The organism is Methanoregula sp. (assembly GCF_049686655.1).
Classification (GTDB): Archaea; Halobacteriota; Methanomicrobia; order Methanomicrobiales; family Methanospirillaceae; genus Methanoregula.
Genome location: NZ_JBAVIG010000017.1, coordinates 1 through 18,853, shown reverse-complemented (window position 1 = coordinate 18,853; position 18,853 = coordinate 1). Strand labels below are relative to the sequence as shown.

The 18,853-nt window shown below is 56.7% G+C and carries 20 protein-coding genes, 1 tRNA gene and 2 rRNA genes; 14 read left to right on the top strand and 9 right to left on the bottom strand.

Annotation, left to right across the window (positions count from 1 at the left end):
• Positions 1 to 431 precede the first annotated feature (431 nt).
• Entirely contained in the window at positions 432 to 1,241 is an 810-nt protein-coding gene (locus WBL42_RS01985; RefSeq protein WP_424719585.1) for a hypothetical protein, read from the top strand.
• 391 nt (positions 1,242 to 1,632) lie between these two features.
• Here WBL42_RS01985 and WBL42_RS01980 read toward each other — a convergent pair whose 3' ends face one another.
• From WBL42_RS01980 to WBL42_RS01970, 3 genes are all read right to left on the bottom strand, one after another.
• On the bottom strand, positions 1,633 to 2,481 hold the full coding sequence (locus WBL42_RS01980) for a DUF6159 family protein (protein WP_424719584.1): 849 nt from the start codon (positions 2,479 to 2,481) through the stop codon (positions 1,633 to 1,635).
• Positions 2,482 to 2,563: 82 nt separating this feature from the next.
• Positions 2,564 to 3,205, bottom strand: a complete 642-nt coding sequence (locus tag WBL42_RS01975; protein WP_424719583.1) for a hypothetical protein — start codon at positions 3,203 to 3,205, stop codon at positions 2,564 to 2,566.
• An 82-nt stretch (positions 3,206 to 3,287) separates the two neighbouring features.
• Positions 3,288 to 4,193 (bottom strand): alpha/beta hydrolase, encoded by a 906-nt coding sequence (locus WBL42_RS01970; RefSeq protein ID WP_424719582.1) that lies wholly within the window; start codon positions 4,191 to 4,193, stop codon positions 3,288 to 3,290.
• Between the two features lie 113 nt (positions 4,194 to 4,306).
• Here WBL42_RS01970 and WBL42_RS01965 point away from each other — a divergent pair, with 113 nt between their 5' ends.
• Positions 4,307 to 5,587 (top strand): MFS transporter, encoded by a 1,281-nt coding sequence (locus WBL42_RS01965; protein WP_424719581.1) that lies wholly within the window; start codon positions 4,307 to 4,309, stop codon positions 5,585 to 5,587.
• Positions 5,588 to 5,890: 303 nt separating this feature from the next.
• On the top strand, positions 5,891 to 6,529 hold the full coding sequence (locus tag WBL42_RS01960) for a hypothetical protein (RefSeq protein ID WP_424719580.1): 639 nt from the start codon (positions 5,891 to 5,893) through the stop codon (positions 6,527 to 6,529).
• Between the two features lie 39 nt (positions 6,530 to 6,568).
• On the opposite strand, the gene WBL42_RS01955 is transcribed toward WBL42_RS01960, so the two are convergent.
• Entirely contained in the window at positions 6,569 to 6,883 is a 315-nt protein-coding gene (locus WBL42_RS01955) for a putative quinol monooxygenase (RefSeq protein WP_424719579.1), read from the bottom strand.
• 11 nt (positions 6,884 to 6,894) lie between these two features.
• A complete protein-coding gene (locus WBL42_RS01950; protein WP_424719578.1) occupies positions 6,895 to 7,329 on the bottom strand; it encodes a hypothetical protein in 435 nt (144 codons plus the stop codon).
• A 202-nt stretch (positions 7,330 to 7,531) separates the two neighbouring features.
• On the opposite strand from WBL42_RS01950, the gene WBL42_RS01945 reads away from it, so the two are divergent.
• From WBL42_RS01945 to WBL42_RS01900, 10 genes are all read left to right on the top strand, one after another.
• On the top strand, positions 7,532 to 7,852 hold the full coding sequence (locus tag WBL42_RS01945; RefSeq protein WP_424719577.1) for a two-CW domain-containing protein: 321 nt from the start codon (positions 7,532 to 7,534) through the stop codon (positions 7,850 to 7,852).
• A gap of 107 nt (positions 7,853 to 7,959) precedes the next feature.
• The gene (locus tag WBL42_RS01940) at positions 7,960 to 9,096 is read left to right on the top strand and encodes an FIST signal transduction protein (RefSeq protein WP_424719576.1); all 1,137 of its coding nucleotides are present in this window, start codon (positions 7,960 to 7,962) and stop codon (positions 9,094 to 9,096) included.
• The gene (locus WBL42_RS01935; protein ID WP_424719575.1) at positions 9,093 to 12,191 is read left to right on the top strand and encodes a PAS domain-containing protein; all 3,099 of its coding nucleotides are present in this window, start codon (positions 9,093 to 9,095) and stop codon (positions 12,189 to 12,191) included. The genes WBL42_RS01940 and WBL42_RS01935 overlap by 4 nt, the downstream gene beginning before the upstream one ends.
• A 104-nt stretch (positions 12,192 to 12,295) precedes the next feature.
• On the top strand, positions 12,296 to 12,781 hold the full coding sequence (locus tag WBL42_RS01930) for an ATP-binding protein (protein WP_424719574.1): 486 nt from the start codon (positions 12,296 to 12,298) through the stop codon (positions 12,779 to 12,781).
• Positions 12,782 to 12,799: 18 nt separating this feature from the next.
• Positions 12,800 to 13,165 carry a response regulator gene (locus WBL42_RS01925; RefSeq protein ID WP_424719573.1) on the top strand — a complete coding sequence of 122 codons (366 nt, stop codon included), beginning with the start codon at positions 12,800 to 12,802 and terminating at the stop codon, positions 13,163 to 13,165.
• A 187-nt stretch (positions 13,166 to 13,352) separates the two neighbouring features.
• Positions 13,353 to 13,799, top strand: coding sequence for a hypothetical protein (locus WBL42_RS01920; protein ID WP_424719572.1), 447 nt, complete (start codon positions 13,353 to 13,355; stop codon positions 13,797 to 13,799).
• Positions 13,796 to 14,437, top strand: coding sequence for a hypothetical protein (locus WBL42_RS01915; RefSeq protein WP_424719571.1), 642 nt, complete (start codon positions 13,796 to 13,798; stop codon positions 14,435 to 14,437). The genes WBL42_RS01920 and WBL42_RS01915 overlap by 4 nt, the downstream gene beginning before the upstream one ends.
• 5 nt (positions 14,438 to 14,442) lie before the next feature.
• Positions 14,443 to 14,820 (top strand): hypothetical protein, encoded by a 378-nt coding sequence (locus tag WBL42_RS01910; RefSeq protein WP_424719570.1) that lies wholly within the window; start codon positions 14,443 to 14,445, stop codon positions 14,818 to 14,820.
• 37 nt (positions 14,821 to 14,857) lie between these two features.
• A complete protein-coding gene (locus WBL42_RS01905) occupies positions 14,858 to 14,998 on the top strand; it encodes a hypothetical protein (RefSeq protein WP_424719569.1) in 141 nt (46 codons plus the stop codon).
• A gap of 38 nt (positions 14,999 to 15,036) precedes the next feature.
• On the top strand, positions 15,037 to 15,828 hold the full coding sequence (locus tag WBL42_RS01900; RefSeq protein ID WP_424719568.1) for an SdpI family protein: 792 nt from the start codon (positions 15,037 to 15,039) through the stop codon (positions 15,826 to 15,828).
• Between the two features lie 300 nt (positions 15,829 to 16,128).
• Here the strand turns inward: WBL42_RS01900 and WBL42_RS01895 are convergent, their stop codons facing one another.
• Positions 16,129 to 16,965 (bottom strand): SDR family NAD(P)-dependent oxidoreductase, encoded by an 837-nt coding sequence (locus tag WBL42_RS01895; protein ID WP_424719567.1) that lies wholly within the window; start codon positions 16,963 to 16,965, stop codon positions 16,129 to 16,131.
• 176 nt (positions 16,966 to 17,141) lie between these two features.
• Here WBL42_RS01895 and WBL42_RS01890 point away from each other — a divergent pair, with 176 nt between their 5' ends.
• Positions 17,142 to 18,017 (top strand): alpha/beta fold hydrolase, encoded by an 876-nt coding sequence (locus tag WBL42_RS01890; protein WP_424719566.1) that lies wholly within the window; start codon positions 17,142 to 17,144, stop codon positions 18,015 to 18,017.
• A 106-nt stretch (positions 18,018 to 18,123) separates the two neighbouring features.
• On the opposite strand, the gene rrf is transcribed toward WBL42_RS01890, so the two are convergent.
• The 3 genes from rrf to WBL42_RS01875 form a co-directional block, all read right to left on the bottom strand.
• Positions 18,124 to 18,245 (bottom strand): 5S ribosomal RNA (gene rrf / locus WBL42_RS01885).
• Positions 18,246 to 18,326: 81 nt separating this feature from the next.
• Positions 18,327 to 18,398 (bottom strand) — tRNA-Cys (locus WBL42_RS01880).
• Between the two features lie 85 nt (positions 18,399 to 18,483).
• A 23S ribosomal RNA gene (locus WBL42_RS01875) occupies positions 18,484 to 18,853 on the bottom strand; the annotation flags it as partial.

Sequence of the window (18,853 nt, the reverse complement as noted above, 5' to 3'; positions counted from 1 at the left end):
GGGGATTTGGAGACACCCTGTTCGAAGAATTCTGACAGATTTTTTCTCCATCTGTAATTGGATTTCATACAATTCCCCGGTTTCTCCCTGCCACTTGAATCCGGGTGCCATGTCCCGCGGGAAAATCCGTGGACAAAAACAAGGGAAGGCAGGACGTGCGGCGGGCCGGCCGGTCTCCCGCGTTGACACTCCCCGCCCCTGCGCGCCTGTCCTATCCGGAACCGGTTCTCATTGAATTCCTGCCCAAAAAAAGCCGGATATTTTGCTCGCAGGAAAATACCCCGATTTGCCAATTGGACCATCATGGACAATTGCGGGATACAGGAAAAACGCACGGACTACCGGAATTTACCCGAACCGTCACGACCCTTATGGCACCGAAATCAGAACATTCAGTTAACGGCACAAGCCGGATTATGGAGGAATAAACCGTGAATACAAGATTTGGCGTGCTTCTTGGACTGGTGACGCTTGGATTACTATGCGCCATCGGGACCGTTGCAGCAGACAATGCACAGGTAAATGTAACACCGACAGCTACCATTGCTCCCGCGCCCGCTCCGGGCTTTGATCCTTTGGGAGCATTCGCCGGGATCTTCGGTCTCCGGCAGGACATCCATACCGACAGGGCAGCGGATGCGAACCTCACTGCAGGCATCCAGGACAACCGACAGGACATCCACCAGAACTGGTGGGACAACCTTAACATTGTTCAGAGTATCAGCAGTGACATTTCTCAGATCAAGACAGATTTATCGCTGGATATATCGAACCGGACGGAAGACAACCAGCTCCAGCAGCAGATCCACCAGGACCGCGTGGATATCCACCAGAACCCCGGTAATGCGAGTACCTACCGGGCGGATATCAGCGGGGACAGGTCCGAGTTACAGTTGAACCGGGATAACATTACCCTAAACAACCAGGATATCAAGGATGACCGGAACGCGGTGCAGCAGGACCGTGCGGACTTACGCGAGAACCGGCAGGATAACAACCAGCTCCGGCAGGACGATAATGCCTCCTGGCAGCAGGCCAGCCAGGACAAGGCGGACATCCGGACCGACAGACAGGATATCCGGAACTATCGCCAGAATGACAACCAGTCCCGGCAGTATAACAACGCTTCCTGGCAGCAGGCCAGCCAGGACAGGGCAGACGTCCGGACCAACTATCAGGATTTCCAGAATGACCGGGGGGATTTCCGGAACTATCACAGGTACCAGGGATCCGCTTCGTAAATTTTTTTATTTTTTGTCGCTTTCAGCGGTCCGGCGGGATACTCGTAGGATTCCGGCAACGCACAGATCCTTTTCACATAGGGTCGCACCCGGGAAGGCACCATGTGCGGATGCCCGTTAAAATATACTCCCAGGCTCCTCCACACGTTTTCCCTGCCACGTTCATGCGGACTGCCAGCCGGGCGGCCAGGTTATTGGGGGTAGTGACAAGTGAGCGTGTGCCTGCGTTTTTGAAAATTGGTGAAGTTTTCGAAAAAATCCCGAGGGGGAGAAGAGAGGTTCAAGCAGACATTCGATTTCGGGAAGGGGATCAGGAACCCATTCAATCAAAAGAGTTCTGACAATTTCTTGCACGTCACCCACCATCGGATGAACCAGCCGGAAAAAAAGTTCAGATATTGCCCGGCCCGATCTGTTTCGGGGCAAAGGCATTCTGGATCAGGTCCGGGTGGAACGCGGACGGGACCGTGCCGGTCTTTGCGTACGTATACAGGGCAGTGACATAGATCGCCTGCATCGCATAGTAGACGACGGCGAGGATGACAACAAGGATGAGGAAGAGCGCAAGCGCAGCGAGGAAGATTGCGGCATTCCCAAGGAGCATGGTGGCGATGACACAGAGTGCTGCAATAACACCGATGCCCACAAAGACGACAGCCATCCCGACGGACCCGACAATGCTCTCGCCCCAGGTCTTCTTGATCAGGGAAAATGATTCCCCGAGCGCGGCAAAGACACCCTTGTCCTCGAGAACCAGGACCGGTACCACGAAGTAGGTGACCAGTGCCCATGCCCCGCCGAGGAGGGAGAATACGATCTGGCCAAGGAACCCCGAGCGCCTCTCGAGGAGGTGGAGGACGATCCCCACGGTCGCGGAGACAATCGCCCAGCCGAGAATGGCAGGGAGGTGATTTGCGGCGTTGGAGATGCCTTCGCCGACCGACATGTCCTTCCCGTTCAGCTTCGCGTTCACGCACGAGATCAGCGCCGTGTTGAAGAAGATCACGACAAAGTAGCTCGCCACGTAGAAGAGGAACAGGAGGCCGTAGTAGACCACCGGGCCTGCGTGTGTCATGCCCAGCAAGGTTCCCGAAACAAGGAGCGGAAGGAAGAAGCTAAGGATGACAATGAGCGTCACTATCCCGGAGAGGACCGGGAAGACGAGCAGCTTCTTGTCGTCCATGAGAATGTTCCAGCTTGTCCTGACAAGCTCAAAACTTCTGCCAATACTTTCGAACATAGATCAGTGTAGTGGCCGGTATAAGATGAAGATTGCGCGATCCCGCGCGAAAAACGGGGTTTTTACGGGCAGGTAACGGTAATTATTGCCTGCGGCGCATCCAGAATATGCCCGCAAGGGATGCTGCTGCGATGGCGGGAGGTGCAGCAAATCCCGGGGACCTGGTTGCGGCTGCGGATGGTACGGCAGGGAGCAGCGTCAGCGGGGGACCGGCGGGCACAATTGTCATCGGTGCGGAGGCGGTTGCTGCCACGGGCCGGGTGATCGAGCTCTGGCTCCCGGGCATCGCGGAGCCGGTATTGTCGATCTCCACCATCTGCAGGAGCGTGACGCTGCTGTTGACAGCCTCCGGCACGGAACCATCGATCGTCGCGGTGAACGAAACGTCATGGTCCGTAGTGTATGAGAGGATCGCGCCGTTGACAAAGGCCGTGGATCCCGACGCAGTCTGCCGGGCCGCAGTATTCCCGTCAACGATCACCTGGATCGTCCATCGGGCATCCGTAAGGTTGGTCTGCATCTGGAGATCGTGTCCCTTGGGGAACGTGGCCGACCCCGAGGGGATAATCATGTACTGCGCAACCATGTGCTGGGCGTCACCGGGCAGGAGAGGGGGGGTGGGGTCGCAGGAGACACTGGTGAGGACCTGCGATGCTGCTGCCGGTGATACGGTAATGATCAGGAGCAGGATCCCACAGAGCAGGATGGGAACTTTTGATGTCATGATGGTCCGCACAATGGGGATTTGCTGCATGCGTGATAGAAGTATCGGTTCTGCTGCCATTAAGGGCAGGGAAAAACGGGTTTTACCGGGCCTGGATCTGACGGACGAAGGCCCCGATATGGTCGATTGCTTCCTGGCCCTCGGGAAGCTGGCCTGCAAACACCTGCCAGCAATGGTACATGCCCTCCCAGATCTCAGCCTGGACCGGGACGCCGGCCCAGCGGGCCTTGTCCACGAACTTCCCCACGTCCGATACGAGCAGCTCGTGGGTCCCGACCTGGATATACAGCCGGGGCAGGCCCCGGAACGCGGCGTGGACCGGGGATGCCAGCGGGTCCTGCGGATCATGGCCGGCAAGGTAGGCAGCCCGGATCGCACTGAGCCGGGCCGGGGTGATCCAATCCCGCTCCTGGTTCTTTGCCACTGATTCCCCGGGGAACATCAGGTCCACGATCGGTGACATGCAGACCGCAGCCGGGGGAAGGGTCACGCCCTGGTCCCGCAGGGAGAGGAGGAGGGAGAGCACGAGTGTTCCTCCTGCAGAGATGCCGACCGGCAGGATCTGGTGGGGATGATATCCCCGGGACTGGAGATAGCGGAACCCGGCGATTGCATCTTCGACCGCTGCGGGAAAGATGTGCTCGGGGGCGAGCCGGTAGTCCACGGAGAAGACTTCGGCCCTGGCGGCCCGGGCAAGCCGGATGCAGAGGCCGAGGTGATCGGCAGTGGACCCGAGCGTGAACCCGCCACTATGGAAGAAGAGGATCACATAGCCCGGTTCGGATTCCGGAACGGAGACCAGGTAGCCCGGCAGCCCGTCGCGGATCGCGGCGCGTTCGATCGTGTGGTACCCTGCTCCGACAATTTCCTCCTGCATCTCCTCGTAGAATGCAGAGACGTCCTGCCGCACGTCCGGGAGGGATCTCTTCGGATCCGGGGCATGCGACTTGACGATGGCGAGGAACTCGTCAGCGGAAACGCGGATCATTATCTGTTTGTTAGGGAGGACGGGTAATAAAGTACGGGGATGAATTCCGGGGCACGGTTGGCCTTCCGTTCACGAAACAGCATGCATATCAGCCGATAAGTCGATAGTTCCGCATGGCCGGAGGAAACGGGATCAAAGAGCGGACGGTGAGGAAAGTAAGCCGTCGCCTGCTCCCGTTCCTCTTTATCCTCTACGTCGTTGCCTTCCTCGACCGGGTCAATTTCGGGTATGCGGCGCTCGATATGAACAGTGCTCTCGGCATCTCCGCAGAGCTCTTCGGCCTCCTCTCCGGGATCTTCTTTATCGGGTACCTGCTCTTTGAGGTGCCTGCCAACATGATCCTCCAGCGGATCGGTGCCCGGGTCTGGATCAGCCGGATCATCCTCAGCTGGGGGATTGTCGTCATCATCACTGCGGCAGCGACCAGTGCCTCCGAACTGTTTGTCTTCCGGTTCCTGCTTGGTGTAGCGGAGGCAGGGTTCTTCCCGGGCATCATACTGTACATCACCTGCTGGTTCCGGCGGGAGGATCTCGCCCGGACCGTGGCACTCTTCATGACTGCCCTTGCCGTTTCCAACATCATCGGCGCCCCGGTCTCCACCTGGATCCTCGACAACATTCACTGGTTCGGCATCGCGGGCTGGCGCTGGCTCTTCGTGCTCGAAGGGCTGCCTGCGCTGGTGCTCGGAGTTGTCACCTGGTTCTGGCTGACCAACCGGCCGGAAGAGGCGGCGTGGCTTGAACCGGAAGAGCGGGACTGGCTATCCAGGGAGATACAGAATGAGGCGGCACTGCAGGAAGAGAAGCACCTGGGATTCCGGACCGTCATCCGGGATCCCCGGGTCTGGCACCTCGGTATTGTGTACTGCCTGATGACAATCGGGTTGTACGGCCTCGGGTTCTGGATGCCCCGGATCATCCGCTCGCTCAATCCCTCGTTCTCAAACGTTGAGATCGGGCTGGTGATGATGGTCCCGTTCATTGTCGCACTCCTTGCTATGCTTGTGTGGAGCACCCATTCCGATCGGACCGGCGAACGGATCTGGCACACGGGCCTGCCACCCTTTATCGGGGGCATTGCGCTCGTTATTGCCGGCCTTGCCCGGGACCCTCTCACCGCATTCCTCATGCTCGTGATTGCAACGGCAGGCATCTACTGTTTCTTCGGCCCGTTCTGGACCATCCCCGCCATGTTCCTTGCCGATGCAGGAGCCTCGGTCGGGTTTGCGGTCATCAACTCGATCGGGAACCTGGGCGGTTTCGTCGGCCCGTCCCTGTTCGGTGTCGTGGCCCAGGTATCCGGCTCAGTAAGCGCGAGCCTTGTGGCAATCGGAGGCTGCCTTATTCTCTGCGGGATCCTGGCAACCGGGGCACGCCGTTACCGGCCAACGTAAACCCGGCACAATCATATCCGCATGGAATCTTCAGGAAAGGTTGACCAATCAGGTCTCCGGCCCGGGCTTCCACAGGTCCGGTGCCGGTATATCGATTATCGTTGTTCAAATGATATCCTCCCCGGCAGGCAGAATTTTTCAAGAAGGGGTAATAACGCGGGCAATTCCTGTCGACTCGATAATTTGCAGGTATTTCCAGAAATTTTAATAATGAATATGGATATTTATCTTCTTGTGCCCGCATATGTTTTAAAAAATAAAAACAGGTGCGGGAGCTTTCCTTTCCAACAGGGAGAATTACGTATGAAAGTTTCACATACAGGTGTTATCGCGGTCATGCTCGTCGTGATTGCAATCGCTTTGGCAGGATGTACGTCAACGCAGACCAGTACTACCCAGGCCGCCGGATCGGGGCAGGCCACATCTGCAGCAGGTACGGGAGCTGCAGGTTCCGGTGCCGCTTCATCCGGCAGCCAGGGCAGCGGGAGTGCACCCGCAGCGGGATCCTCGGTCAGCGCTGCCGATATCTTCGGGAGCACTCCTGCTTCCTACAACTGGGTTGAATATAAGGATACGATGAGCGGTGTTGCCGGCGGCAAGACAATGGTCGTGTATATGAAGTGGGACAAGAGCGGTGCATGTTCAATGCGGTTCGAGAATCCCCCTCAGGGAATGCCGGCATCCATGGATTGTAGTTCCACAGGAACCACAACGCAGAATAACCCCAACGACGTGAAGGCAACCTCCTCCGGTGTCCAGTTCACGTACGTAGGCCCGGATGTCGTTACCGTCCCGGACGGAACATTCACTGCCAACAAATACACTGCCACAATGAACGGCAACACAGTTACCTATTGGGTTGCCAGCGGCAAACCGGTTGTGAAGATTACGGGGGGTAGCAGTAGCGGCTCCATGACGATGGAGCTTAACGCCATGGGATAATGATAAAACCGGTTTCTTTTTTTGAAGACTGCGCTCCGGCTACCCGAGCGAGTGCCACATCTCAACCGAGTGGCGTTTCTCGAGGATCTCGCGGGAGATCTCGTTGCTGAAGGCCCGCACGTACGGCGATGCGGAATGCCTCCTGTATGCCTCCTCGTCCCGCCAGACCATGAAGAGGAAGAAGAGGGTCTCGTCTGCCTGTGATTCCGTGATGATGTAAAAGATGCACCCGTCTTCCGTGCGGGATGCCGTCATCAGATCGTGGGCCATGACCCGCATCTTGCTGACAGAGGCCGGTTTCACCTTCATCCGCACAGTGATTACCACATGGGAACGGGGGATGTGCATCGTCATGATCTTCTCCGTTATACGTTCTGCAGGAGGACGGTCTGCTGAGTGCCGTCACTGAAATCGCCTATGATATTGATCCGCGCCGGGTCCGGCGGTTTTTGGTACGTAAAGGTATACGAGGAGCCGATCGCCGGGTTCGGGATGGTGCGGGGGCCCACCTTGGTACCGTCGTAGTTGGTGATCTGGATCGTGAGGGAGACCAGAGACACAGCATCGGTTCCACCGGTACAGGTGACATTCAGGGTATTGCCGCTGCTGGTGACGGAAAAGGTCACGTTCTTCTGCTGGCCGGTCGTGGGAACGACCGCAGGGGGGAGGGTGGCCAAAACCGGTGGCGGTGAAGACGGGACTGGGGCCGGAGCGGGTTGGGGGACCGGGGACTGGAGGCAGCCGGTGGCAATAACGAGAAAAACGAGAAGAACGCACAGCAGGAGGAATATTCGTCTCATATCTGGGAGATGGGGAGGAGAGGGAGATAAAGGTTGGGGATTTTCCCGGGTTGGCCGATACCAGCCGGCCCGGGAATAGTATATTAAAACCAGATTACCAGAACCACAGGCCTCCGGTCCCGGTCCGGCCGGGGAGAGGGTCTGCTCACCGGCACAGGGTATGCAGGAGGAAACGGGCAAAGATTAATACACTGGTACGTGTATGAAGGTTTCAGTGGAGACCATGAACAAAAAGAACTGCTGGGAAGTTAAAAAGTGCGGCCGTGAACCGGGCGGCGCCAAATCGAAGGAACTGGGCATCTGTCCTGCGTCTACGGAGAAGCGCACGGACGGCATCAACGAAGGGAAAAATGCGGGCCGTGCCTGCTGGGCTGTAACCGGTACCCTCTGCGGGGGGAAGATGCAGGGATCGTTTGCTGCAAAAATGGGGAACTGCATGAACTGCGATTTTTACAAGGAAGTCCAGACCGAGGAGGGGGGTAAAATGGTAGGCGTTAAAAAGATCCTGGAAAAGCTTGTGTAACCGCGGTACATTTCTATAACGGCTTTTGGAGCGGTACTTGCGGGACGGGGCCGGAAAACCGTACCGGAGATTTGATATCCGACCCTCGCATTTATGAGTATGAGACGATGTCCCACAGCTTCTGTTTTTCCGCGTATTCTGCCAGGGAGATTTCCGAGGGTATACGAGACATTTCGGATTTCCATCCCACGCTCGGGATTATCTTCAGCTCCGTAGCTCTCGATATTCCGGATCTCGCATCGACTATCCCTTCATTCGGGTTCCCCGTGTTCGGCTGCTCGACGTGCGGGGAGATCCTGAAAGGGGAGGAAGACCCGGTGCTCGAGCAGTCCGCCGTATGCTGCCTGCTCGACATCGACCCTTCAGTTTTTTCTGTGGCACTCTTTGAGAAACGCGATGAATCATCATTCGGCTTCGGGAAGCAGATCGGGGCCTGGGGAAAGGAGAAGTTTGCCAGCCCGGCCTTCATAGTCACGATGGCAGGTCTCAAAAACGACGGGGAGGCACTGGTCCGGGGTATTGAATCAGAAACCCCGCCCGGGACCCGGATATTCGGGGGGCTTGCCGGGGACGACAGGCAATTTTCCGGGACCTATGTTTTTTCCCATACCGGTTATTCCGGTGATGGCGCAGCAGTAATCGTCCTGGACCGGTCCCGGGTGGACGTGAACGGCATTGCCACCAGCGGATGGGCGGGTGTTGGGGGGGAGATGGTGATCACCTCCTCGGAAGGGAATGTGGTACGGACCATCAATAACCGCTCCCCGGTCGAGCTCTTCAAGGAATACCTCCAGGTGGGTGACAGGGATCTCCAGGAAATGGGGATCTCCTTCCCACTCCTGGTAAGGAGGCCGGATGGATCCGAAGTCCTCCGTGCGTTTCTGGCCATCGATTTTAAGACAGGTTCCCTTGTGTTTGCAGGAGCCGTGCCCCAGGGGGCCAGGGTGCGGTTCTCCAGTTCGTTCGGGCATGAGATCATAGAAAAATCAGTCCATGAGATCACGAGCTGGCACAGTCAGCATCCTCGGGCTGACCTCGTCCTCCTCTTCTCCTGCATGGCCCGGCACCAGGTTTCAGGGCCCATGATAACAGAAGAGATCTCCACGGCATCGGATCTCTGGAACGCCCCGCTGATAGGTTTCTTCACCTATGGCGAGATCGGCCACAACCTGTCCGGAACATGTGATTTCTACAATGAGACACTCAGCCTGGTATCAGTCAGTGTCCTCCCGCACCAGATATGAAACAGCTTGACCGACTCTGGACCGAACTGCAACCGCTCCTCACGCAGGTTTCACCCGAAGAGCGGGAAAACCTGCATACTGCCTTCGACCGGGCAAGCAAGGGAACCACCCTGCTCGAATCAAAATATGACCGGGCGATCCGGGACCGGGCTGCGGTCCATGCCCTGCTCAAGCGCTCGTCGGAAGACCTCATCCAGAGATACCAGACGCTGTTCGAGAACTCCGGGACGGCAATGGCGGTCGTTGAACATGACGGCACGATCTCGCTGGCCAATACCGTCTTCCTGAATCTTCTCGGGTACCGTCGTGATGATGTGGAGAACCGGAAAAACATTTTTGACGTTCTCGATGAGCACGTCCGGGACCAGAAGCTGGACTATCACCGGCGCAGACTGGCCGGGGATACCACGGTCCCTCACCGGTACGAGACACAGGTCGTAACCAGTGAAGGAAAGATCCTCGATGTTATCGTCATCGTGGGGCTGTTTCCCGGGACAACACAGAGCGTGGCATCGATCATCGATATCACGGACCGGAAGAGGATGGAAGATGAACTCCGGCTGTTCAAAGCCTCTTCCGACAATGCGTACGATGAGATTTTCTGGCTGGATTTCTGTGGCAGCCTGCTCTACGTGAACGATGCGGCCACGCGGAACACCGGGTATTCGCGGGAAGAGCTTCTCGCCATGAAGATCTTTGCGCTGGACCCGGACTTCACACCGGACAGGTGGGACGGGTTCATGGAGGAACTCAGGAGGACAGGGTCCATGCGCTTCGAGACCCGGCACCGGCGGAAGAACAGGGAGACTATGGATGTCGAGGTCGTGGCAAATTATGTCACAAAGGACGACCACGAATACAGCTTTGCCTTTGTCCGGGACATCACGAAACGGAAGCGGATGGAAGAGGAACTCAGGTTGTTCAAGGCATCCGTTGACCATGCCAACGATGAAATATTCTGGTTCAGTTTCGATGCCGGCATACTCTACGTGAACGATGCGGCCATGCGGGTTACCGGGTACGCGCAGGAAGAACTTCTTGCCATGAACGCCTTTGACCTGAACCCGCACATCAGCCCGGAGATCTGGGCGGGATTCATGGAGCGGCTCCGTAAAGAGGGGTCCCTGCGGTTCGAGACCGGTCACCGCCGGAAAAACGGGGAGATCATGGATGTCGAGGTCGTGGCAAATTATGTCACGAAAGGGAGTACCGAATACAGCATCGCCTTTGTCCGGGACATCACCGATCGCAAGCGTGTGGAACGCGATCTTATTCATAAAAATGAAGAACTGAACGGGGCCTATGAGCAACTGGCTTCTGTCGAACAGGAACTCCGGCGACAGTTTGACGAACTTGCAAGGAGCCGGATCCTCCTGGAGGAAAGTGAAGCCAGGTTCCACGGTGTTTTCAATAACGCAAATGACGGGATCTATATCCACCAGTCGCGGGGTGGCGCCCCGGGCAGGTTCATGGAGGTGAATGATTTCCTGTGCAGCGCGCTGGGGTATACCCGGGAAGAACTCCTCGCCATGGACGTGAAGGATGTCCTTTCACAAGCCCAGCAGGAACGGGCGCCGGATATCGACAAGGTGATCGCCGAGAGGGGATATAATACATTTTATTCTGAATTCCGACGGAAAGACGGGTCAACATTTCCCGGTGAAGTAAATGTCCGCAGATACCAGTTCTCCGGGGAGGAAGTCATTTTAGCGGTGGCACGGGATATCACCGAGCGCCGGCGTGCAGAACAGGATCTCCGCCAGAAAAATGAAGAGCTGAACACTGCATACGACCAGCTGGCTTCCGTTGAGCAGGAACTCCGGGCCAATTATGAGAACCTCAGTGCTACCGAGATAAAACTCCGGGAGAGCGAGGCATGGTCGCGGGAATTTGCCAATCTTCTTCCCCAGTTCGTGTACGAGATCGACACCACCGGCAGGCTGCACTTCGTGAACCAGTACGCCTCAGAAGTCTTCGGGATCACCCGGGATATGCTTGACGCAGGCCTGAACATGCAGGACTTCATTGTTCCGGAGGAATGGGAAGTGGTGCAGAGAAACCTGGAAACGGTTCTGACGGGGACCAAGACCAGTTACTATACTTACCACCTCCGGCGCAAAGACGGGACCCTGATGCCCGCAAATATTTACTCTGCCGCGGTCTTTCGCAACGGGACCCTGACCGGGTTCCGGGGTATTGTCGTTGATATTACGGAGTCCCTCAGGACACAGGAGGCACTCCAGCAAAGTGAGACCCGGTTCCGGGAACTGGCCGAGCTCCTGCCCCAGATCGTGTTTGAACTGGATGAACACCTGAAGTTCAGCTTCTTTAACTGGAATACAATCGAGATGACGGGATATGCCTACGATGACCTGTCGCAGAACAGGGTCGGCATATACGAGATTATCCGGGAGTCTGATCGCCAGTCAGCCGGGCGTTTTTTTACTCACGTCCTGCAGGACAGTACCAGCGGCCACCTGGAATGCGGGATCGTTACCCTTGACGGGAAGGAAATTCCTGTTATCATCTCTGCTTCACCGATCATCAGTGAAAACCGCATCGCCGGTGTCAGGGGGGTCATCGTCGATATCACCGAACAGAAGAACCTTGAACTGGCCCTGCGGGAGAGCGAGGTGCGGTTCCGGGAGCTGGCCGAACTTGCCCCGCAGGTTATTTTCGAGACGGACCGTAACTTCCGTTTCACCTATTTCAACCTGGGTGCGCTGAACGTCACCGGGTATTCGTATGAGGACTTCACGCAGGGACTCGACATCCTTTCCCTTGTCGATATTGCAGACCGTCCTCATATCAGGGAATCCTTTGCACAGGTTCTCAGGGGTGATGATGTGCCCCCGATCCAGTTCTCCCTCATGAAAAAGGACAGGGACAATCTTCCGGTGATCCTGTACGCTGCGCCGATCGTCAGGGAAAATGAATATGCAGGGATCCGCGGGATTATTGTAGATATTGCAGACCAGAAGCGGCTCGAGGTTGCGCTCGCTACGACAAACAAGAAGCTTAACCTGATGAACAGTGTGACGCGCCACGATGTCCTGAACAATATCACCGGACTTCTCGGCCTCGTCGATAGCTGAATGAGACAACGGCAGACAGCTGTGCACAGCAGCTCATCTCAGAGATCCACGACCTGATCATCAGGATAAAAGACCAGATTATCTTTACGAGGGATTACCAGAGCGTGGGCGTGAAGGCCCCCCAGTGGCAGAGCCTCAGCCAGGGCATCATGAAGGAGGCATCGACAATCGGGCTGGATACGGTACAACTGAAGCTGCCAAAATCCGATGCCGAAATATATGCAGACCCCTTCCTGAGCAGGGTTTTCTACAACCTGATCGACAACAGTTTCCGGCACGGCGGATCGGTCCGGAACATCACGGTAGAGACAGAAGTTATTCCTGATGGGAGTCTCCTCATCCGGTACCGGGATGACGGCACAGGTGTTTCTCCCGATGAGAAGGACTTGATCTTCGAACAGGGGTATGGCAAAAACACCGGCTTTGGCCTCTTTATCATCCGTGAAATCCTGGGGATAACCGGCCTGACGATCCGGGAGACCGGGACCATCGGAAGTGGTGTGCTGTTCGAGATCACCGTCCCGAAAAGGGCGTGGAAGCCGGTATCAGGGAAAAAACGCGGAAAACAGGGTGTAAAAAGAGATACGTGATTGCAGGGTGAATGAACGATGACGAAGATCCTCCTTGTAGAAGATGATGATATTGTTGCCCGGGTCGCGATCTGGCGCCTGGGAAAGCTCGGCTACGAAGTCTGCGGACGGGCGACCAACAGTGTCGATGCCATGAAACTGGCGGGTGAACACCATCCCGACCTTATCCTCATGGATATCAATATTGATGGGCCAACCGACGGGATAGCAACCGCGAAGATGCTCAGGGACGTCACCAGTGCGCCGCTCGTGTATATTACCTCACAGACAGATGAAGAGACCATTATCCGGGCTGCCGAGACCCAGCCAGCCGGATTCATTCCAAAACCCTTCGAGAATACGGAACTCAGGATCGCAATCGAGATTGCGCTCAGGAAAAAATAATCCCGGCCGGACCGGAGGTATTGACATCAGGAAAACAGAACCCGCGCCGGGCAAACCTTCACCCGGTACAGGCAGAGGGTGACTCTGGTTCTCCTTTTCCTAAGGATCCGGACAAAACAGAAATGCCCCATATAGGGAAATTTGTTATTCAAAAAATTTTATATAGTCAACATGCGAATGTTGACACATGTTCCTGCCAACGAACGACAAGCAGTTCGGGTTCTGGGCAATGCGCAGAAGTGGCGTGACCAACATCGCGATCGCCAACCAGCTGGGGATCTCCCGCCAGGCGGTTTCCCGTGCGCTCCTGCTCATGGAGGAGAAGATCGAGACCACGCTCCGCGAGATGGCGAACGCAAACCAGATCTCGGTTGAGAAGATCAATGCCGAGCGGGGAATCCTCATCGGCCGCTCGATCCCCTTCCAGACCGCAGCGATCATTTTTGTCTCGGAGAAACACGGCGTCCAGGTCTGGTATGAGCATGACGGCGACTGCGGCACATGCCAGCGGTATACCGAATGCATAGAGCTGCTCTGGGACTATGCAACCGAACTTGGCATCAGGATCGCGAAGACCGCTGATCCAACGAAGATGGCGGAGGAACTTTTTATGAACGTGAAGGCGATGGTATGACATTGACACGTATATCGGAAATTATTCATGAATGGACGGGCTGGTGCCCGAACGCCCGCGTGCAGAACATCCCGCAACGGAGGGGATCCGAAGACGGGTCTGCCTTTGCCGCCGCGGTTCCCCGTGGAGAGAGACCCGCCGGCTCCCTTACGGGCGGCGAGGTCCTGTACAACCATTCGGCGCCTACGTTCATCGGGGGTCTGAAGCTGGTCGTTGCCATGGTCTGCATCATCATCGCGGCATCGGTGCTGGTGACCCGTGCCGGCCTCCCGTGGCTCTATATCTCCCCCGTGGCTGTCGCCCTTGCATACCTCTTCGTCCAGTCCGTCTATTCCACCGTAAATGTCGCCGTTTCCCATGACTCGCTTGAATACTGGTTCGGGAAGGGCGTACGGCAGAAGAAGATCCCTCTTGCTGACATCGCGCGGTGTTCGGTGGTGAAAAACCCGGCAAACTTCGGCTGGAGCATACGGGCCACGTTCCTCGAGTGGTTCTACAATGTCTCCGGGCCGGATATTGTGGAGATCCTGCTCATGGACGGGAAGACGATCCGGATCGGGACGGATGAACCTGAGGTGCTCAGGCAGGCCATTGAGGCCGCCCGGGTCCCGGGCGGCAAAAGTACGAGCGGGAGTTGAACGGGATGGCTACACATGTTTCTGAAGTAATCCGGGGGTGGCTGGGCTGGTGCCCGAACCACGAGGTTGCTACCGTACCGCCGGTGAAGATGGTGCCCGGCATTTATATCATCGCCCTCATCTGTATTCTGGTCATACCGGCAGCAGTCCTCCTTATGCTCTCTCCTGCACCCCAGAATGTCGCGGTCTGGGCATTCCGGATGGATGATTCTGGAGTGAAACACTTTGTCAGGTTGTTGCCGGCAACAGAAGACACCTCCGGCAAACTGACGTTTTCCACGGCAGATGCAGCCACCCCGGCCCTGCCGGCAGGAACATACTGGCTGGTAATAGAACGTCCCGGCAAGGATGGCAGTTTCCGGATGAGCCTTGGATGGAGATAATGTGAAAATCCAGTCCCCGGATCCAGGAAATGATGGCATGATGCTCTTTAAGATCAATGGCCCGGGCTCCCTCCAGGAAGAGGACGCATATCAGGCGCTCATGGCCGCATTCAGGATGAGCGACCAGTCAGGCAGTTCCGGGGACGTTACAGAACGTGAGTATATCGTTGAAAAATGATCTGATCCGATTAAGAATGATAATGGGGAAATACGGAAATGTACATCACAAATATAATCAGGCACTATCTCGGCTGGTGCCCTAATGCACCGGCCCTGCGCACCGCATCGACAGTACTCTCAACCCCGCCGGTTGCTGTGCATCCTGCACAACCGGGCGATGAGGCCGGGGGACCGGGACGAAGATTGATCCGCCCTGCGATTGTCCTTGTCCTCATCCTCACTGCGGTGATGACACTTGTCCTCTACCCGGTGATGCCCGATGTTGTGGCATCCCACTGGAACACCGCAGGAGACCAGAACGGCACCCTGCCGAAATTCTGGGGGCTCATCCTCATCCCCATCCTCATGTACGGTTTTTCTGCCATGCTCGTGGTCCTTCCCCGCATCGATCCTCTCCGGGACAATTACCGGAAATTCCAGGACTATTACGATGGCTTCATCCTTGTCTTCGCAGCATTCCTCTTCATCATCCAGCTGCAGATCCTCCTCTGGGGACTGGGAATTCATGTAAGTCCCAACGTCACGATGCCCGTCATAATCGGGATCCTGTTTGTCTACACGGGTTTTCTCCTGGAGCATGCGGAGCCGAACTGGTTCGTCGGAATCCGTACACCGTGGACGCTGAGCAGCACGTCCGTATGGAAGAAGACACATCAGAAGGGTGCGACGCTCTTCAAGCTGGCCGGGGTCGTGAGCCTGATCGGCGTTCTGGCAGGGGTATATGCGTGGCTGTTCATCCTCCTCCCGGTGATTGCTGTTGCCTGCTCTATGGTTGCGTATTCGTATATCGAATTCAGGAAAGAGAGGGCAGCCGTAACGGCCGGATAACCGGCATCCGGCAGGGTCACCTGCCACGAAGATGATCGCATCCTTCCTTAGGGAGCTGGCGGAAGATTTTTTGTGACTTTTTGCTACCTGAGTAAATACGGGAAGTAATCACTCTAACTACCCGGATCGTGGAAACAATCAGAATCACACGATGAGGAGGATCTCCCGCCTCAGGGCCTCTCCGGGGCACTATGGGGAGGATATAAATTCCGGGAACTGGTCACCGATTCGGCGTGGGGGCGCCCCGTCGGGGGCACGGATGGTCATCGTCTCTCTACAGGTTTTTCCACAGATTATGCATCAGTATTCATTCCTCTCCCCGCTACGTATCCCCGCCAGCTCCTCCGCCATCCTCCAGAACCGTTCCTGCACCCCGCGGTCGTACGACAGCACGGACGACCGGACCGGGCGCCTGTTGTCGAAATACCGGCCTGACACCCCGGCTACTTCAGGCGAACGTGCGAGCCAGATCGAGGTCTGCGCACCCTCTTCGGGCGTGAGGGTTGCGATACCGGGAGCCGCGGATCGGGAGAGCTTCGTGTCGACAACCCCGGGGTGCAGGCAGTTGGCGGTGATCCCGGTTCCTCCGAGGTTCCGGGCAAGGGTATAAGTGAAGGTCACATCGGCAAATTTCGAGAGCGAGTAAGCTCCCCAGGCATCGTATGCCGGTTCGCCCGGCAGGTTCTCCCAGTCGATCCGGTCTACGTCTTCGTGGGCGCTCGAGGCTACCGTAACGATACGGGCCGATGGACTCTTCCGGAGCAGCGGGAGCAGGAGGTGCGTGAGGAGGAAGGGGCCGAGGTAGTTCACGGCAAATGTCATCTCGATCCCTTCCATCGTCACGTGCCGGGTCTTCCGGTAGATCCCCACGTTATTGACGAGCACATCGAGGCGTGAGTACCGGGTGGCAAGATCTGCCGCCATCTCCCGGATCTGGTCCTGCCGGGTGAAGTCAGCGATGAACAGATCGGGGTGTTTCCCGCCGGCAACTGCTTCCAGTTCCTTCTGCACAATCTTCCCTTTCTTCTCATCCTTTCCGTGGATGATCAGCCGGGCCCCTCCGGCCGCGAGGCCGGCGGCAGTGGCCTTCCCGATGCCATCCGTGGAGCCCGTGACAAGAATGAGCGGTCTTTCCATCGATGCGTATTTCGGGATGCAACACGAAAAACATATCGGACGGGACAAACCCCTGGCCGGCATTAACCCGCCGCAGGATATAATCCGGTAATCTTTCGCCAGATGGAAACTACACATACCTATTTATTGAGAGACGCGCATCAGGCATCTTAAATAAATCAAAGGGGATGGAAAAGATGCCATACATTACGGTAGGGAAGGAAAACTCCGGGGAGATCGATCTCTATTACGAGGATCACGGTTCCGGAATACCGGTCGTCCTGATCCATGGCTGGCCACTCTCGGGAGCCGCGTGGGAGAAGCAGGTGCCTGCCCTGCTGGGAGCGGGATTCCGGGTCATCACGTATGACCGACGGGGATTCGGCCGTTCCAGCAGGCCGGCAAAAGGCTACACGTACGACACGTTTGCACGGGACCTGGACAAGCTGATGACCATACTGAATCTGAACGATGCAGTTCTGGTCGGGTTCTCCATGGGAGGCGGCGAGGTGGCACGGTACCTGGGCACGATCGGGTCACGGCGCGTGAGCAAAGCGATTTTCGTCTCCGCGATCCCGCCGTTCCTGCTCAAGGCCCCCAATAACCCGGAGGGTGTAGACGGCAGCGTCTTTGAGGGGATACGGCAGGGGATCATCTCGGACCGCCCATCCTTCCTCACGCAGTTCTTCCACAACTTCTACAATGTTGACGTGCTGGGACCCGCCCTCATCACCGATGAGGCGCTCCGGCTCAGCTGGACGATCGCCGCTACCGCGTCACCCGGGGGTACGCTCGACTGCGTCACCGCATGGATGACCGATTTTCGGAGTGATCTTAAAACAATCACCGTGCCGACCCTCGTAGTCCACGGCGATGCAGACCGGATCTGCCCGTTCGAGGCCACGGGAAAGCGGACTGCGGGTGCGATCAAGGGAAGCAGTCTTGTGGTCGTGAAAGGCGGGCCCCACGGCCTGAACTGGACCCATGCCGGGGAGCTCAACAGGGCGCTGCTGGAGTTCCTCAAAATGCAGCCGGCCCGACAGAAGGCTGCCGGTCCCCGGGCACAGGTCTAGGGAATGCGCTAACTTTTTTTCCGGGTTTGCCGTAAGGGTTCGTGTACGAGAGCGTACGCTCCGGTATAAAAATTTCATAAAAACAGACACTGATACGAAGGAATAGTGATAGCAGCTTGGTATGGTTCCCGAGGACTCGCGTACCTCAGTACAGCATACTACGTGAGTTGGCTTAACTGCTGGGTTCGGAATGAGACCAGGTGTTTCCCAACTGCTATGGCCGCTATCACCACATGTTTGCTTTTAGATGCTTTGTAACGGAGTGCGGACATACCGACCGAAGTCGATGTGTTGACACACATCTCCGAAAGCCAAGGTCCGGATTTGAACCGGAGTGTAGTTGATCTGCAGTCAACCGCGTGGCCGCTCCGCCACCTTGGCAGCCGTGTAGAATGATACCCTATCCTTTTTGGACAGGATATGTTAAAAGTTTTGCACACAGAATTTCGTCTGGGTTTAACGTGGTGAGCACTAGCGTTTGGACGTTAGTACTTGCGGGCTGAACACGTCGTTGCCTTCGTGCGTACACCCCAAGCCTATCAAACGGGTCTTTTACCCGTGTCCTCAACGGAGTCTCTTTTTAGGCCGGGTTTCAAGCTTAGATGCTTTCAGCTTTTATCCCTTGGCGCGTGGCTGCTCGGCACTGCCTTGTCAGACAACCGATCCACTAGAGGCGCCGAATGAAAGTTCCTCTCGTACTATTTCATTCTTACCCTCAGACTCCTAACACTCCTGATAGATAGTAACCGACCTGTCTCACGACGGTCTAAACCCAGCTCACGATCCCCTTTAATAGGCGAACAACCTCACCCTTGGCCGCTGCTGCACGGCCAGGA

Excerpts from the sequence above, each read along its gene's own strand:
- WBL42_RS01950 (WP_424719578.1), bottom strand. The coding sequence starts at position 7,329 with ATGAGACGAATATTCCTCCTGCTGTGCGTTCTTCTCGTTTTTCTCGTT.
- WBL42_RS01940 (WP_424719576.1), top strand. The coding sequence starts at position 7,960 with ATGTCCCACAGCTTCTGTTTTTCCGCGTATTCTGCCAGGGAGATTTCC.
- WBL42_RS01920 (WP_424719572.1), top strand. The coding sequence starts at position 13,353 with ATGTTCCTGCCAACGAACGACAAGCAGTTCGGGTTCTGGGCAATGCGC.
- WBL42_RS01935 (WP_424719575.1), top strand. The coding sequence starts at position 9,093 with ATGAAACAGCTTGACCGACTCTGGACCGAACTGCAACCGCTCCTCACG.
- WBL42_RS01955 (WP_424719579.1), bottom strand. The coding sequence starts at position 6,883 with ATGACGATGCACATCCCCCGTTCCCATGTGGTAATCACTGTGCGGATG.
- WBL42_RS01970 (WP_424719582.1), bottom strand. The coding sequence starts at position 4,193 with ATGATCCGCGTTTCCGCTGACGAGTTCCTCGCCATCGTCAAGTCGCAT.
- WBL42_RS01910 (WP_424719570.1), top strand. The coding sequence starts at position 14,443 with ATGGCTACACATGTTTCTGAAGTAATCCGGGGGTGGCTGGGCTGGTGC.
- WBL42_RS01965 (WP_424719581.1), top strand. The coding sequence starts at position 4,307 with ATGGCCGGAGGAAACGGGATCAAAGAGCGGACGGTGAGGAAAGTAAGC.
- WBL42_RS01895 (WP_424719567.1), bottom strand. The coding sequence starts at position 16,965 with ATGGAAAGACCGCTCATTCTTGTCACGGGCTCCACGGATGGCATCGGG.
- WBL42_RS01890 (WP_424719566.1), top strand. The coding sequence starts at position 17,142 with ATGCCATACATTACGGTAGGGAAGGAAAACTCCGGGGAGATCGATCTC.
- WBL42_RS01960 (WP_424719580.1), top strand. The coding sequence starts at position 5,891 with ATGAAAGTTTCACATACAGGTGTTATCGCGGTCATGCTCGTCGTGATT.
- WBL42_RS01945 (WP_424719577.1), top strand. The coding sequence starts at position 7,532 with ATGAAGGTTTCAGTGGAGACCATGAACAAAAAGAACTGCTGGGAAGTT.
- WBL42_RS01980 (WP_424719584.1), bottom strand. The coding sequence starts at position 2,481 with ATGTTCGAAAGTATTGGCAGAAGTTTTGAGCTTGTCAGGACAAGCTGG.
- WBL42_RS01975 (WP_424719583.1), bottom strand. The coding sequence starts at position 3,205 with ATGACATCAAAAGTTCCCATCCTGCTCTGTGGGATCCTGCTCCTGATC.
- WBL42_RS01915 (WP_424719571.1), top strand. The coding sequence starts at position 13,796 with ATGACATTGACACGTATATCGGAAATTATTCATGAATGGACGGGCTGG.
- WBL42_RS01925 (WP_424719573.1), top strand. The coding sequence starts at position 12,800 with ATGACGAAGATCCTCCTTGTAGAAGATGATGATATTGTTGCCCGGGTC.
- WBL42_RS01900 (WP_424719568.1), top strand. The coding sequence starts at position 15,037 with ATGTACATCACAAATATAATCAGGCACTATCTCGGCTGGTGCCCTAAT.
- WBL42_RS01905 (WP_424719569.1), top strand. The coding sequence starts at position 14,858 with ATGATGCTCTTTAAGATCAATGGCCCGGGCTCCCTCCAGGAAGAGGAC.